We start from the raw sequence: 14,064 nt of genomic DNA on the forward strand, positions 1-14,064 counted from the left end.
GTGCCGCTGTTACCCGATGATCATCGCGCGCTTTATCAGGCATTTTTAGATCAAGCCAGTCAGGATGCCACACTGACACCCTGGCTTGCCAAGCTGCCCGAACAGCTGGCCAATGGATTAGATCGCCAGCGCCACGGCGACCTGTCCGCCTGGGAGAAAGCGGTTGCCAAACTGCCTGCTCTACCCGAAGAGCGCCACGTCGATCTTACCAGCGATACAGTGAGCGTCGATGTCGCTTTGAGCGATAGCCAAAAGCGTCAGTGTTTTAATCTGCTGCGCAAACTATCGCCCTGGCGCAAAGGCCCCTTTCGCTTGGGTGGCATCGATATTGATACCGAATGGCGCTCCGACTGGAAATGGCAAAGAGTCGCCCCGCATCTTGCGCCGCTAAAGTACCGTAAGGTATTGGATGTTGGCGGTGGCAGCGGCTACCACGCTTGGCGCATGGCCGGAGAAGGCGCAGCCTTTGTGCTTGTGATTGATCCTTCACCACGTTTTTATTGGCAGTTTCAGGCGGTGCGCCACTTCGTTGGCAATGCCGACGGCGGTCGCACGCAGTTTCTACCAGTAGGCATTGAAGATGTGCCGGAAAAGCTGGGGTTTTTCGATACAGTATTTTCCATGGGCGTGCTCTACCACCGCCCTTCGCCACTTGAGCATTTGCAGCAACTAAAAGAGGCGTTAGCCCCTGGCGGTGAACTGGTGCTAGAAACACTAGTGGTGGAAGGCGATGAGCAAACCGTGTTTGTACCCGGCGAACGCTACGCCGCGATGCCTAATGTTTACTTCCTGCCCTCTTCAAAAGCGCTATGTCACTGGCTAGAACGGTGCGGTTTTACCAATGTGCGAGTGGTCGACGAAGCGCTAACAACGCTTGACGAGCAGCGCTCAACCGAGTGGATGACCTATCAATCGCTAGCCGATTTTCTCGACCCCAGCGATCCAACTCGCACCATTGAAGGCTACCCTGCACCACGTCGAGCGGTGATTATCGCCAACCGAAACGGATGTTGATGGGCTGTGTCGTACGCTTGTGTCAATCAAGCTTGTAATGATCGTACTGTTAATAACACGTTTTTTTGTAACAGTTCTTAATTACTTAGATCGTTATGGGATAGCCCATAATGTCATCGCTCATATAGGCACAAGCTCACTAATGGGATATTAATCAAGGAGTAAAGATGGGTTTTTTAGCGTGGATTCTATTCGGCCTTATCGCCGGTGTGATTGCAAAAATGATTATGCCTGGTAAAGATCCAGGTGGCCTTATCGTTACCATTCTTCTCGGTATTGCTGGCGCCTTTGTCGGTGGCTGGATTGGCTCACTGGTTGGGCTTGGCACCATGGGTGATTTCAGCTTTGGAAGTTTTGTGACCGCTATTGTAGGTGCTTTGGTATTGTTGTTCGGCTATCGGATGATCAAGAAGTAAGCATCTCACATTGCCCATACGACAAAAAAAGCCGCTCAATAGAGCGTAATGCCAGTCAGTTAAGCCTGACTGGCATTAGCCGATGGGCTGGTTTTTTTTGTTTAATAAGTGCCTGACGGTGACTCCACCCCAGCCCTTCGAGACGCCCTCGTCATTCCCGCAGGCCCTTAGCGGGAATCCATGTTGACCTGGGATTCTGGGCTGCTGCAGGTCAAGGTCAAGGTCAAGGTCAAGATCAAGATGGATTCCCGATAACCCCACTCGGGAATGACAGTGCGGTAGCTGGCATTAGCCGATGGGCTGGTTTTTTTGTTATTCAACAGGGCTTGGCCAGCGCTCACTAATCTCAACGCCGCAAAATCACCAGCCAACGGCCAAGGTTCATCACGCTGGCCAGCGAAGCAGCAACGTAGGTGAACGCGCAGGCGGTAAGCACATGGCGAGCGCCGGGCATGTCATAGGGCGGCACGTACTCTTTAAGCAGTGGCAGTGCACGGTTAAAGCTGGCATCGAACTCAACGGGTAGCGTCACTAGGTGCACCAGCGCGGCGGTGCCAAAACTAATGACGGCCATGGCGATAACCGCTGCCAGCCCACCGGGCAGCCTTGTGAGCACAAACAGAAACGGTGCGGCCATCATTAAAATAGCGCCCAGCTTTTCTGCCTTTTGCGCTACTTGAACCAAACGACTTCGGGCTAGCAGAGGCGCGTAGCCTTCATGGTGTTGAATAGCGTGCCCGACCTCGTGGGCAGCAACGGTCACTGCCGTCAGTGAACGGCCATCATAATGGTCCGGGGTGAGACGTACGCAGCGCGATTCCGGGTCGTAATGATCGCCAAACTCGGTACGCTCTACCCTCACGCCTTCTACACTTAAACGACGTAGCAGATGCTCGGCAAGCTCCGCGCCGGTACCCGGATAGTCATCCCGCCCACGGGTGTGGCGTTTCAATACCCATTTTGCCCATAGGTTAGGCAGAACAAAAATGGCCAGCGCCAATACGATTAACACAATGACCATGATCACACTCACCGCTGATTAAGAACCTAAATTAACGACCCGCTAACCCGTGTTTAGTTTTACCATGAGCACAAAATAGGCGCACTCACCTGCAACTATTCAGGATCATTGTGATGCGCGTCTACATCCCGTTGTACCGCTTGCAGCCCTCTGGCAGAAATATCGCCTTTAGAGTAGGCATGTTTGGCAATCAAAATACTGTCAGCGGCGAGTACTAATTCGCAATCAGTATGGGCAAGTTCATCCCGTAAACGCTGAATCGCCTCTTCCCGTTGAGGGTCTTTATCAACCCGACGAATATAGATCGCTTTGATTCGTGTGGGGTATGCCTTTACTACCTCGGTATAAACCTCTGGGTCGTGCTGGCCGCTGTCACCAATCAAAATACAGGGCATATCGTGATAGAGCGCTAACATGCGGTCGATCAAATCACGCTTGTGCGCTTCGGCCCGCCGAGGCCACGGACGGCGCAGAGAAATCCCCCACTCGCGTAGAAACAGAATGGGCCCGACGGGTATGCGATTGAGTTGAAAGAAGGTTTCCAGCATCTCATAGATTGCCCAGGGCCCTCTGGAAACATACAAAATAGGCCGTTCAGCTTTCTCAGTTTCTCCTCGATACAGCGCCTGATAAAGCGATGCCACCCCAGGAAAAGCCGTGCGTCGATGCGGCTTACGGACAAACAAGCGATACAGCATTTTGAGTTTTTCAGCGACGCCGGTGAACATGACGGTGTCATCAATATCACTGATCACCAACAGATCTGCTTCGGGAGGCGGCACGTAAACTTCGACGCTGGTGCGGATTGGCGGGTGGCCGTCAGCATGAACCATGATATCGGCACGATGCCAGGAAACATCAACCGGTAATACAGTACTGATCGGCAAGTGAGCGTCAAAGTAACCGTCGCGGTCAGTCGTTAGACACAGCTGATTATCGCCAATGCGTATATCCACTTTGGCATTAGCGAGGCCGCGTCGAAAGATACGCCGAGCAACATCTGCAGTGTCTCGTAACATACCGCGCCGAGGTATCGCCCTACCTAATGCAGCCTGACGAAACACGCGCCCCATCACAAACACCTCTTGCTGGGAACCATAACCACGGTAGGGGTGCACCATCATCCCCCCATGACCGCTGTCGCGCTTCATCGGCTGTGCCACCACGTGAGCCAACCGCTTGGCAAAGCTTGCCCACTGGTGGTACCACGCCATTATTGGCACCCACACGAAAAACACTCAGCCACGTCATCGGCAACCGCTATATTTTGCGTCATTCCCAACATTGTTCACTTCCTGTGATGGCTCTGTTAAATAGCTAAACGGTCACCAGTGTGGCGTAATGGCGGGTGTCCCTCAACCGCCAAAAGCCATATTGCTAAGCGTTGTACAGCACTTCTCCCAAGCCGCTCACGTTATAGCCTTGCAAAGCCCCCGCCCGCTGGATAAAACGCTCCTGGCGAGTAAATGAAATAAGCGCCTGAACCGCTGGTTCGAAGTAACTTCGGCGGTGCATCACCAAGTCAAATGATTCTTCAATTAGCGGTATAAAGTGTAGGTGTTGACGACGGGCTGCAGCTTCGACCCCAAGTCCAACGTCGGCCTCACCTTGGGCAATGGAAAGGGCCAAATCATCTTCGCTCAACGAAACGTTAGCTGCCAAATTTAGTGTATTCGGTTCAATTGCTGACCGCTGTAGCAGGCAACGCAGTAACTGCGCCGCACCTGCATCAGGCTGACGGTGGGCAAGCGTAGCCTTCTGCCGGGAAATATCACTGAGCGTTTGAATGCCCAGTGGATTTCCCGGCGCCACTAGCAACCCCTGCTGACGCTTCGCCCAATGCAGCACGATTAAGTCCCGCACACCACCCAGCCCTAGTGCCGCTGGCTCGTTATAGCGCCCGGATTCAAAGTTGAGTAAGTGAATACCCGCCAGCATCGCTTTTCCTTCCATCAAACGGCGCAGGCCATCACCACTGCCGTGGCACAGTGAAGCCAAATCACTACCGCTTTCGCGAACCGCCCACTCCAACAGTGGATCTTGGCTACCCGCCAATATCAACGGCAGCGGTGAACGCAACGCTTGGTCACCTTCTAAATGGCTGAGCACCCACATATCGATATGCTGACGAGGAAAGAGCAATTTTCCGGTAGCGCGGCTGCAAGGTATCTGCCCCTGGCGCACCAAGTCATACACCTTTCGCTCTTTTAAGCGCAGGTAGTCGGCCACCTCTGCCGTGGTGAGGAATTCCCTTAACATGCTCATGCGCCTCGCAATTTACTGCATATAGCTGCATATATTTCAGGCTAAAGTGCATTACATCAAGTTTGCGTACATTATGCTAGCGGATGCACCTAAGGTGATTGAACTCACATGATGTCGGTTGTTAAAAACGATGCTGAATAACAAAAATGAGGGTGCGAACGGCAATGTCCCCAAGTGAGAACCCCTTTTACACAGCGTTTGCCTTGATTCTGGGCATGGATCAGGGGCTAATCGATATCGTGATGCTGTCACTGCAGGTATCGCTGCTTGCAGTACTGCTCGCTAGTGTACTGGCATTACCACTGGGCGCAGCGCTGGCTCTTTGGCGCTTCCCTGGCCGCAATGCGTTGATTGTGCTGCTCAATGCGCTCATGGGCCTTCCCCCAGTGGTCGCTGGGCTATGTGTCTATCTGCTGCTTTCTCGCGCAGGGCCACTAGGCCAGTTTGGGCTGTTGTTTACGCCAACGGCCATGGTGATTGCACAAGTCATTTTAGTATTCCCGATTATTGCCGCGCTTACTCGCCAGCAAGTAGAGACACTGCATAACGAGTATGCCGAACAGCTGCGCTCCCTTGGCCTGAAGCAGCTACGGATGATGCCTACTCTGCTGTGGGACGCACGTTTCGGACTATTAACCGTGATACTCGCAGGCTTTGGCCGCGCTAGCGCTGAAGTCGGTGCGGTGATGATTGTCGGTGGCAATATCGATGGCGTCACCCGCGTAATGACTACCAGCATTGTGTTGGAAACCAGTAAAGGCAACCTCCCCCTCGCGCTGGGATTAGGCATCGTGCTGCTTAGCCTTGTAACGCTGATTAATGCATTGGCTCATACGATCAGTGAAACGGCCAAGAGGCGATTGGGATGAACGCGTCTATTTTTCCACCAGCGAGTTTCCCCCAGTCTCTTATGACGACCGTGCCTACGCTACATTTTGAGCAGGTCAGTTTTGAGCATCGCGGCCATCGTTTACTCGCCCCCACCACGCTGACACTCTCAGGCTGCCAGCGCACACTCATTATGGGTCCCAACGGTGCAGGAAAGAGCCTGTTAATGCGTTTGGCCCACGGCCTGCTCACCCCCAGTAGTGGGCACATTAGCTGGCAGGGAGAGCCACCGGCCCAAGCCATGGTGTTTCAGCGCCCGGTGCTACTGCGCCGCTCGGCAATCGATAATTTGACCTATGCCCTGGCAGTTAGCGGAGTGCCACGTCGGCAGCGCAAACACATGGCCCTGCAGGCACTCGAAAAATTTGGCTTAGTCGCGCTTGCCAAGCGTCCTGCCCGGGTGCTCTCCGGCGGCGAACAGCAGCGCCTTGCGCTTGCTCGCGCCTGGCTACTTAACCCTGCCGTGCTGTTTTTAGATGAGCCTACATCTGCTCTAGACCCTGCTGCTATCAAGGCGGTTGAAGATGCGGTAAATGAATTTCACCAGAACGGCACCCGCATCATTATGACGACCCACGACCTGCATCAAGCACGCCGCCTAGCTGATGAGGTGGTGTTTATGTATAGCGGCCAAGTGCTAGAGCACACACAGGCCCAACACTTTTTTGACACGCCAGCTTCCACGCAAGCGGGAGCCTTTATTCGCGGCGAACTTGTTTGGTAACCCCAGGAGCAACCCTATGAAAAAAACCACAATATTGACTACCGCTAGCTTACTAACCTCAGGATTAGTAGGCCTCTCGTGGAGTGCCTCACTGCTCGCTAACGATGATTTCATCACCTTAGCGTCAACCACCTCCACTGAAAACTCAGGGCTATTTGACGCGATTATTCCTACCTTCACCGACACCACGGGCATTGATGTGCGTGTGGTCGCCGTAGGGACAGGACAAGCATTTGAGATTGCCCGCCGAGGAGATGCCGATAGCCTGCTGGTGCATGACACGGCGGGCGAAGAGCAGTTTGTCGCCGATGGCTACGCCAGCGAGCGCCTGGACGTCATGTATAACGACTTTGTGATTGTCGGTCCCAGCGATGACCCTGCAGATGTGAGCAGTAGTGCCAATGTCACCGAGGCTTTTTCACGTATCGCGGAAAGCGAATCACCCTTTGCATCCCGAGGAGATGATAGCGGCACCAACCGTGCCGAACTGCGTTTATGGGAAGGTGCAGAGGTGACCCCTCAAGGTGAGTGGTATCGCGAGTTAGGTAGCGGCATGGGGCCAACTCTAAACACCGCTGCAGGTATGAACGCCTACACATTCACTGACCGTGCAACCTGGGTAGCATTTGAAAACCCGCAAGACTTAACACTGTTATTTGAAGGCGACGATGCGCTGTTTAATCAGTACGGCACTCTGCTGCTTTCTGAACAGCAACACCCGCACTTGAAGCATGATTTAGCGGCCCAGTGGCACCAGTGGCTGGTGTCTGAAGAAGGACAGCAAGCGATTGCCGATTTTGACGTCAACGGCCAACAGCTGTTTTTCCCTAACGCGCAGTCTTCGTCTAACACACAGTAGCGCTGCTCCTTACGTAAAAGCCGCCTTGGTCAATGACCAAGGCGGCTTTTTGGTTCAGCTCACGCACCTGCTACTAGTACCTACTAACAGCACTTGCTAACAGACCCTGTTAACGCAGCAAGTCGCGCACATCCTTCGCTTCCCAGTGCGGAAAATGCTTACGCACTAGCGCGTTCAAATCACGCTCAAAGGCTGCCCAATCAGTAGCGCCACTGACCTGCTCGCGGGCATCGGCTGTTCCGCGAATCATGCCAGCGCCAACCGTTACGTTGGTCAGTCTGTCGATGATGATAAAGCTACCAGTACCAGGGCTGGTGCGATAATCATCCACTGGAATCGCGGCTGTTAACTCTACCTCACAGCGAGCAATCGCGTTTAACCCCAGCGAGTCAGTGGCGTGTCTTTCAAGTGTATTAACGTCAATCTGATACTCGATGGCACTTACCTGCCCAGATAGATCTCGGGTGGCGAGCTTAAAGTCATACAGTTTTCCCGGCGCCAGTGCATCTTCATGCATCCATACAATATCCGCCATGAACGCATTAGAAAGCGGTAAGTCGGCGTCGGCACTAACAATCCAATCACCGCGGGAAATATCAATCTCATCTTCCAGGGTGACGGTTATTGCTTGGCCTGGATAAGCGGCGCTTAAGTCGCCGTCAAACGTCACAATTCGCTCAACCCGTGACGTTTTACCCGATGGCAGCGCCTTTACTTCCTGGCCTGGGTGCAGAATACCTGCCGCTAATGTGCCGCAATAACCGCGAAAATCCAGATTCGGGCGATTAACGTACTGTACCGGCAAACGTAAATCAGTGAGGTTTTGGTCACGACTGATTTCGACACTTTCCAGCAGCTCAATCAGCGTTTTACCTTCATAATCCGTACCGAAATACCAAGGCGTCTGATCACTTGGGTTGACGACGTTGTCGCCGTTGAGTGCCGACATGGGTACAAAGCGAATATCCGGCGCGCTAAGGTTGGTGGCAAACGCGCGGTACTCATCAACAATCTCGTTGAAGCGCTGCTCTGAGAACTCCACCAAATCCATTTTGTTTACCGCAATCACCAAGTGCTGAATACCCAGCAAATCGGCAATAAAGCTATGGCGACGAGTTTGGGTCTGCACCCCATAACGGGCATCAATCAAAATAATCGCCAAGCTGGCTGTTGAAGCGCCCGTGGCCATATTTCGGGTGTACTGCTCATGCCCTGGGGTATCCGCAATGATGAACTTACGCTTTTCGGTGGAGAAGAAGCGATAAGCAACATCGATGGTAATGCCCTGTTCTCGCTCTGACTGCAAACCATCTACCAACAGCGCTAAATCAACCGTATCACCGGTCGTGCCACTGGTTTTAGACGCTTGGGTAATTGCCGCCAGTTGATCTTCAAAGATCATTTTAGAGTCGTGCAGCAGTCGCCCGATCAGCGTAGATTTGCCGTCATCAACACTGCCGCAGGTAATAAAGCGCAGCAGGTCTTTGTTTTCGTGCTCGTGAAGGTACTGCTCGATATTGTCAGCAATTAAATTGGATTGATGAGCCATTAGACCTACTCCTTAAAAATAGCCTTCGCGCTTTTTCTTCTCCATCGAACCGACCTGGTCACGATCAATGGCACGGCCACTACGCTCACTGGTTTTGGTCAACAGCATCTCTTGAATAATCTCGGGCAGCGTCGCTGCCGTTGATTCCACCGCACCGGTCAGTGGATAACAGCCCAGCGTTCTGAAGCGCACAAACTTCTCTTCAGGCACTTCATCGGGTGCCAGGGGCAAGCGATCATCGTCAACCATAACCTGCATGCCATCACGCTCAACCACAGGACGCTTGGCGGCGTAGTAAAGTGGCACAATCGGAATCGACTCAAGATAGATGTACTGCCAGATATCCAGCTCGGTCCAATTCGAAAGTGGGAAGACGCGAATTGACTCGCCCTTGTTAACGTTGGCGTTATACACATTCCAAAGCTCAGGGCGCTGACTCTTCGGATCCCAGCGGTGGTATTTATCGCGGAAGGAGTAGACACGCTCTTTAGCGCGTGAGGCTTCCTCATCACGCCGTGCGCCACCGAAAGCCGCATCAAAGCCATGCTTATCCAGCGCTTGCTTCAACGCTTGGGTTTTCATGATGTCGGTATATTTCGCACTACCGTGGTCGAAGGGGTTGATATTGGCGGCACGCCCCTCTTCATTGGTATGCACAATCAGCTCCATCCCCGCCTCTTCTGCCATGCGGTTACGAAACTCGATCATTTCACGAAACTTCCAGGTAGTGTCCACATGCATCAACGGGAATGGCGGTGTCCCCGGGTAGAAGGCTTTGCGCGCCAAGTGCAGCATCACCGAGGAGTCTTTACCGATGGAGTACATCATGACCGGGTTACTAAACTCAGCGGCAACTTCCCGGATAATATGTATCGATTCAGCTTCTAGCTGCTTTAGATGGGTCAAACGTGCCGCGTCAGGTGTGGCAGACACCTCACGCTGGGACGCTGACGGCGCAGAAAACTGGTTCATTACCTACTCCCTCATAAAACGGTGCTTGCACGTGCAAACGCTATTTTCCGACTAACGGCAATGTTGCCGAAAGACGGTTATTTGAGGATAGGGTAACGCCGAGTCAATAATAACCCAAAAGAATTAATAACTATCTTTTTATATCTTTATTGCCTAACAGTGTCATCACAGGCACACACTATACGACAACACGCTCAATCCAGGTCTGCCAATCACTGCCATGAAGATCAATGATTCGATAGCCGGGTCGAGATGCTTCATCAATCGCAAACTGCTCAGCGCCGGGTAAGAACTGGTCTGCGATGGCAGGACAACCATACACGTCAATCTTGCCATCCGCGGTACGGTGCGACTGGGCATAGGCTTGGTGGGCATGACCAAACAGGATGATCTTAACCTGAGGGTGGCGGTTTAACAGTTGCCAAAACGCCTCGCGATCTTGAAGGCCAATAGCGTCCATCCACACAGCGCCCACATCAACGGGGGGATGATGCATCACAATCAAGGTTGGGCGGCCATCTTCTTCTAGGCGCTCAGCCAGTGCGTTTAAGCGCTCAGCGCCCAATTCGCCATACGGCTGGCCTTCCACATGGGTATCCAACAGCAATAATCGCCATTGGGCCAGGTCGACTTCCTCCACCAGCGGGTGCTCCGCTTGCATGAAAGCTAGCTGGTCGTGATTGCCAGGAATCCAGAACCATGGGCACGGCAATGATGCCAGCGCTTGGCGTGCCAACGCATAAGAGGCAGCCGTTTCATCTTGGCTTACATCACCGCTAAATACGACGATGTCAGGCCGCTCAGCGCTCACTGCTTCCAGCACACGCTCAAACTGCTGCCACGGAATTCCCGCCCGTGAGCGAGCCGCTTTATCGGCATGCAGGTGCGAATCGGTAATCTGAACCAGCCGCATCAGGGTAACTCCGGCATATCACAGGCATGGCCATGGGCTAAGCCATGCGCCAGCCACTCACCTAGAAAGCGATTCAGCTGCAGCTTCTCATCTGGCTGGTGCATTCTGGCATTCGGATAGCGATAGCGACCACTAAAGTGGCGCTCACGCTGAAAATCAGTCACTTCTGCCATACGTACATCATGGTAGAGATGGACACGCATTCTGGGGCCTTCAATAACCGCATCTAGCGGCCCACTCTGGGTCACTTCCACCATCGTGGTATAGGGCGCCTGCTCCAGAATCTTAAGATGTAAATCGCCGAAATGCTGGTCATCACCATGCAGCGCGATATCACGTCGCTGGCCACTTTCCATATCACCTACCAAACGAAGCATGCGCATATAGTTGGCGCTACACTCGCCCTGCAGGGACTTTAAATCGGTGACATAGGCGGTTCTAGCCATGTTCACTCCTTTTCAGATTCGCTTGGCATTGTCGCTGCTCGATGAGAAGCAGCACGCAGCGAAGCGCGCTGGCTCGCTAACCAATGTAGCCCAATCAAACACATGGCGTTATCGAGTCTTCCCTGTTCCAGGAGTTCCCATGCTGTCGGAAAAGCCACCACATGAACACGGATATCTTCGTGCTCATCATCCAGGCCATGAATTCCCCCCATACCCTGGGTATCGACTAAACCACAAAATAGCGTCACGCGTTCGTTACACGCCCCTGGGCTTGGATAATAAGTATGCAATTTAGTCAGCACGCCAACCTGGCAGCCAGACTCTTCCATGGCTTCGCGGCGGGCAACATCTTCAAGGGACTCGCCTTTATCTGCCAGCCCCGCCACTAACTCTAACTTCCAAGGGGAAAGCGGATCGTCAATCGCGCCAGCACGAAACTGTTCGACAAGTACTAACGCGTCACGAGCAGGGTCGTAAAGCAGCACGCCAACAGCATCGAAGCGGTTATGCACCTCACGCCGCATCGTGCCGCTCCAGCCACCTTCAAACAGACGATGACGCAGTTCTAAGGCTTCCAAACGGAAAAACCCCTGATAAAGGGTCTCTCGCTGAATAAGCTCGACATCGTCTCGGCCTAACTGAGGCGGCGCTGACGCATCGGGCACTAATGAATTAGGGCTAGATGCCATGAAGCACTCCCAGTGTTAACAATCGTTCTATTATCAATGCTTACCACTGGGAATGCCAATGCGCCTATCAACCTTAGCGTTTCTATCAACCTTAGCGCTAGGCGCCTTGGCTAACAGTCTACAGCTCGCCGAGTAATACCTCGGCATCCCGGCGCAGTGCTTCATCAGATTTTTGACGAGTCTCGCGTGCAGTACCATTCACCGCGCGCTGGGCATGCTCGCGAGCAGCTTGGGTATTGCCTTCTTCTTTCAAGAACGTTGCATAGTAATAGTTCACATCAATACCGTCTGGGCGAATCTCTAGCGCGCGCTGAAACATGCGCTCAGCGGTATCGCTGTTGCCAAAGCCTAAAGGCCTGCCTGGGGCGCGGTCGTATAGCGCTCCTAGCGTGACATAGGCCGAACCATTGCCGCCTTGTGGGTCGATTTCAATGGCCCGCTCCAGCACATCGCGGGCATCGCCCGCGGTGCCTAAGGCACCAAGCCCACCGCGTTCACGTGCATAGGAAGCCAGCACGATGCCTTGCCAGATCAATACTTCCGCTTGATCAGAATGCTGGCTAGCCAATTGCTCAGCCTCACTGGCCAGCGCTTTAAGCGTGCTCTCGCGCTCGTTAGCTGGCATCTCAGTGACGGTGTGTTCCCAACGATTTTTTAGCGAGAATACGTCGCCTTCATAAGCCGACACACTTAATGGGGCTAGCGCTAAGGCGCTACCTAACGCCGCTGCAATGAGTAACCGAGAAAAAGGGGGTGTGCGCATAATAAGCTCCTGGTTTATTTTTGTGCTTTCTAACAAGTAATACGTTTGGTTTTGGGGTCTGAAATCACCCACACCCATAATGTAACGAACGTTTGAATGAATCGCCAATAAATAAGCGCTTTGTTAACAACACTGCCATTAGCGTAAGCTGTTGCTCTTTGAGGAGGTGAAAAACGCAATGAAAGGCCGAAATATGACGCGCTGGCGCGATCCAGCGAAAGACCCGCGCCAACAACCTAAGAGCAACCTGATCACAGCAGAGGGTGCGGCTCGCCTGCGCGCTGTCCTGGACCATCTATCGCGAGTTAAACGCCCCGCCATTTCGGCCAAAGTCGGCGAAGCGGCCGCCCAGGGTGACCGCAGTGAAAATGCCGATTACACCTATAACAAGAAAGAGTTAAACCGCGTTATTGCGCGTATTGGCTACCTAACAAAACGGTTGGACGAACTGCAAATTGTTGATCGTCTGCCCGCTGACACCAGCAAGGTTTTTTTCGGTGCGTACGTCGATTTGGAAGATGAAAGCGGAGAGCAAGTTCATCTTAGGATTGTTGGCCATGACGAAATCGATACCAAAAAGCGCTGGATCAGTATCGATGCCCCTATGGCAAAAGCACTGCTCGGGAAAGAAGTAGACGACGATATCACGGTACTCACACCCAATGGCGAGACGTTCTACACCATCACGGCGATCCGTTATCCGGGCATGAAATCACCGTCTACTTGAGGCGCTAAGGACTACTCTTCTAACGCGTAATCTACCGTAGTGACGACTCTGATTCGCTTGATATGGGGTGTATAGCTATCAAGATCTTCAATGGAAAAGTAGCCCTGGGTCGCTTGGCGTATTCCCCCAACACCACTACCAGAATCTTCGGCAAACTGCTGGGCTGCATTGCGTGCATCAGCAGTCGCTTCAGCAATCATTTCAGGCTTAATGTCGTCTAAGCCAGTAAACAAAAACTCAGTGCGGTATTCATAGCTAGGCGACAACAGCACGCCTTGGCGTACCAAAGCAGTGGCTTGGGGCACCGCCTCTATCACCCCACTAACATTATCAGTACGTAGCAACAACGTAGCCTCAGCCCGATAGCGCTCGTCTGGGCGTTCGCCACCATACATATTGCTAAATTGATCAGTAATACGCGGTGGCGTTACGCTGACGTTGCCCATATCGAAACCACGGGCATCCAGAAATTGGCGAATCAACTGCTCATTGCTGGAAAGTTGCTGCTCTAAGTCAGAAAGCGAATTGGCATTAACAGTATAGTTAAGTGGCCATAGCACCATATCCGCCGCCACTTCGCGCTCGGACAAGCCACGCACGGTGACGCTGCGTGAAGATTGCTGCCAAACCTCCGCTGCCCCTTTGAAGTAACTGCCTCCCCACACTAGCCCCAGCGCCAGCAAACCGCCCAAGATCAACGCACTGCCAATTACGGCCGTCGTACGAACGCTTCCTGTCATTTCTATCTCCTTTTACACGTGTCACCGAAACAAGGCTTACAAATGGCATCATAGACGCAAATAGTCGTCTCAGCAGTG

General features: G+C 53.0%; 16 protein-coding genes. 6 read left to right on the plus strand and 10 right to left on the minus strand.

What is annotated here, in order from left to right; genetic code table 11:
• Together cmoB and NF683_RS19990 are read left to right on the plus strand one after the other, a co-directional pair.
• Entirely contained in the window at positions 1-1,014 is a 1,014-nt protein-coding gene (gene cmoB / locus NF683_RS19985) for a tRNA 5-methoxyuridine(34)/uridine 5-oxyacetic acid(34) synthase CmoB (protein WP_193085329.1), read from the plus strand.
• Positions 1,015-1,181: 167 nt separating this feature from the next.
• The gene (locus NF683_RS19990; protein WP_089037587.1) at positions 1,182-1,430 is read left to right on the plus strand and encodes a GlsB/YeaQ/YmgE family stress response membrane protein; all 249 of its coding nucleotides are present in this window, start codon (positions 1,182-1,184) and stop codon (positions 1,428-1,430) included.
• Between the two features lie 346 nt (positions 1,431-1,776).
• Here the strand turns inward: NF683_RS19990 and NF683_RS19995 are convergent, their stop codons facing one another.
• The 3 genes from NF683_RS19995 to NF683_RS20005 all read right to left on the minus strand — a co-directional run bounded on the left by NF683_RS19995 (position 1,777) and on the right by NF683_RS20005 (position 4,716).
• Positions 1,777-2,451 carry a zinc metallopeptidase gene (locus tag NF683_RS19995; RefSeq protein WP_253920770.1) on the minus strand — a complete coding sequence of 225 codons (675 nt, stop codon included), beginning with the start codon at positions 2,449-2,451 and terminating at the stop codon, positions 1,777-1,779.
• A gap of 95 nt (positions 2,452-2,546) precedes the next feature.
• Positions 2,547-3,665, minus strand: coding sequence for an App1 family protein (locus NF683_RS20000; RefSeq protein WP_253920771.1), 1,119 nt, complete (start codon positions 3,663-3,665; stop codon positions 2,547-2,549).
• A gap of 163 nt (positions 3,666-3,828) precedes the next feature.
• Positions 3,829-4,716, minus strand: coding sequence for a helix-turn-helix transcriptional regulator (locus tag NF683_RS20005; RefSeq protein WP_253920772.1), 888 nt, complete (start codon positions 4,714-4,716; stop codon positions 3,829-3,831).
• Positions 4,717-4,880: 164 nt separating this feature from the next.
• On the opposite strand from NF683_RS20005, the gene NF683_RS20010 reads away from it, so the two are divergent.
• The 3 genes from NF683_RS20010 to NF683_RS20020 are packed head-to-tail and all read left to right on the plus strand — an operon-like array spanning position 4,881 to position 7,187.
• Positions 4,881-5,585, plus strand: a complete 705-nt coding sequence (locus NF683_RS20010) for an ABC transporter permease (protein WP_253920773.1) — start codon at positions 4,881-4,883, stop codon at positions 5,583-5,585.
• Positions 5,582-6,328 carry an ATP-binding cassette domain-containing protein gene (locus tag NF683_RS20015; RefSeq protein ID WP_253920774.1) on the plus strand — a complete coding sequence of 249 codons (747 nt, stop codon included), beginning with the start codon at positions 5,582-5,584 and terminating at the stop codon, positions 6,326-6,328. Before NF683_RS20010 ends, NF683_RS20015 begins: the two co-directional genes overlap by 4 nt.
• 16 nt (positions 6,329-6,344) lie before the next feature.
• Positions 6,345-7,187 carry a substrate-binding domain-containing protein gene (locus tag NF683_RS20020; RefSeq protein WP_253920775.1) on the plus strand — a complete coding sequence of 281 codons (843 nt, stop codon included), beginning with the start codon at positions 6,345-6,347 and terminating at the stop codon, positions 7,185-7,187.
• Positions 7,188-7,296: 109 nt separating this feature from the next.
• Here NF683_RS20020 and cysN read toward each other — a convergent pair whose 3' ends face one another.
• The 6 genes from cysN to NF683_RS20050 all read right to left on the minus strand — a co-directional run bounded on the left by cysN (position 7,297) and on the right by NF683_RS20050 (position 12,519).
• On the minus strand, positions 7,297-8,736 hold the full coding sequence (gene cysN / locus NF683_RS20025) for a sulfate adenylyltransferase subunit CysN (RefSeq protein WP_089037580.1): 1,440 nt from the start codon (positions 8,734-8,736) through the stop codon (positions 7,297-7,299).
• 12 nt (positions 8,737-8,748) lie between these two features.
• On the minus strand, positions 8,749-9,708 hold the full coding sequence (gene cysD, locus NF683_RS20030) for a sulfate adenylyltransferase subunit CysD (RefSeq protein ID WP_089037579.1): 960 nt from the start codon (positions 9,706-9,708) through the stop codon (positions 8,749-8,751).
• A gap of 178 nt (positions 9,709-9,886) precedes the next feature.
• Positions 9,887-10,621 (minus strand): phosphodiesterase, encoded by a 735-nt coding sequence (locus tag NF683_RS20035; RefSeq protein WP_253920776.1) that lies wholly within the window; start codon positions 10,619-10,621, stop codon positions 9,887-9,889.
• Complete coding sequence (locus NF683_RS20040) at positions 10,621-11,067, minus strand: DUF1249 domain-containing protein (RefSeq protein WP_193061241.1); 447 nt, start codon at positions 11,065-11,067, stop codon at positions 10,621-10,623. Before NF683_RS20040 ends, NF683_RS20035 begins: the two co-directional genes overlap by 1 nt.
• Before the next feature lie 2 nt (positions 11,068-11,069).
• Positions 11,070-11,756: an NUDIX domain-containing protein gene (locus NF683_RS20045; RefSeq protein WP_089037577.1), complete on the minus strand. Its 687-nt coding sequence runs from the start codon at positions 11,754-11,756 to the stop codon at positions 11,070-11,072.
• Between the two features lie 118 nt (positions 11,757-11,874).
• Positions 11,875-12,519, minus strand: a complete 645-nt coding sequence (locus tag NF683_RS20050) for a TRAP transporter TatT component family protein (RefSeq protein WP_253920777.1) — start codon at positions 12,517-12,519, stop codon at positions 11,875-11,877.
• Between the two features lie 178 nt (positions 12,520-12,697).
• Here NF683_RS20050 and greB point away from each other — a divergent pair, with 178 nt between their 5' ends.
• Entirely contained in the window at positions 12,698-13,246 is a 549-nt protein-coding gene (gene greB, locus NF683_RS20055; RefSeq protein WP_084183742.1) for a transcription elongation factor GreB, read from the plus strand.
• Between the two features lie 11 nt (positions 13,247-13,257).
• Here greB and NF683_RS20060 read toward each other — a convergent pair whose 3' ends face one another.
• On the minus strand, positions 13,258-13,986 hold the full coding sequence (locus NF683_RS20060) for an SIMPL domain-containing protein (RefSeq protein WP_089037575.1): 729 nt from the start codon (positions 13,984-13,986) through the stop codon (positions 13,258-13,260).
• Between the last annotated feature and the right edge of the window lie 78 nt (positions 13,987-14,064).

It is taken from the genome of Halomonas sp. MS1 (genome assembly GCF_024182575.1).
Taxonomy (GTDB): domain Bacteria; phylum Pseudomonadota; class Gammaproteobacteria; order Pseudomonadales; family Halomonadaceae; genus Vreelandella.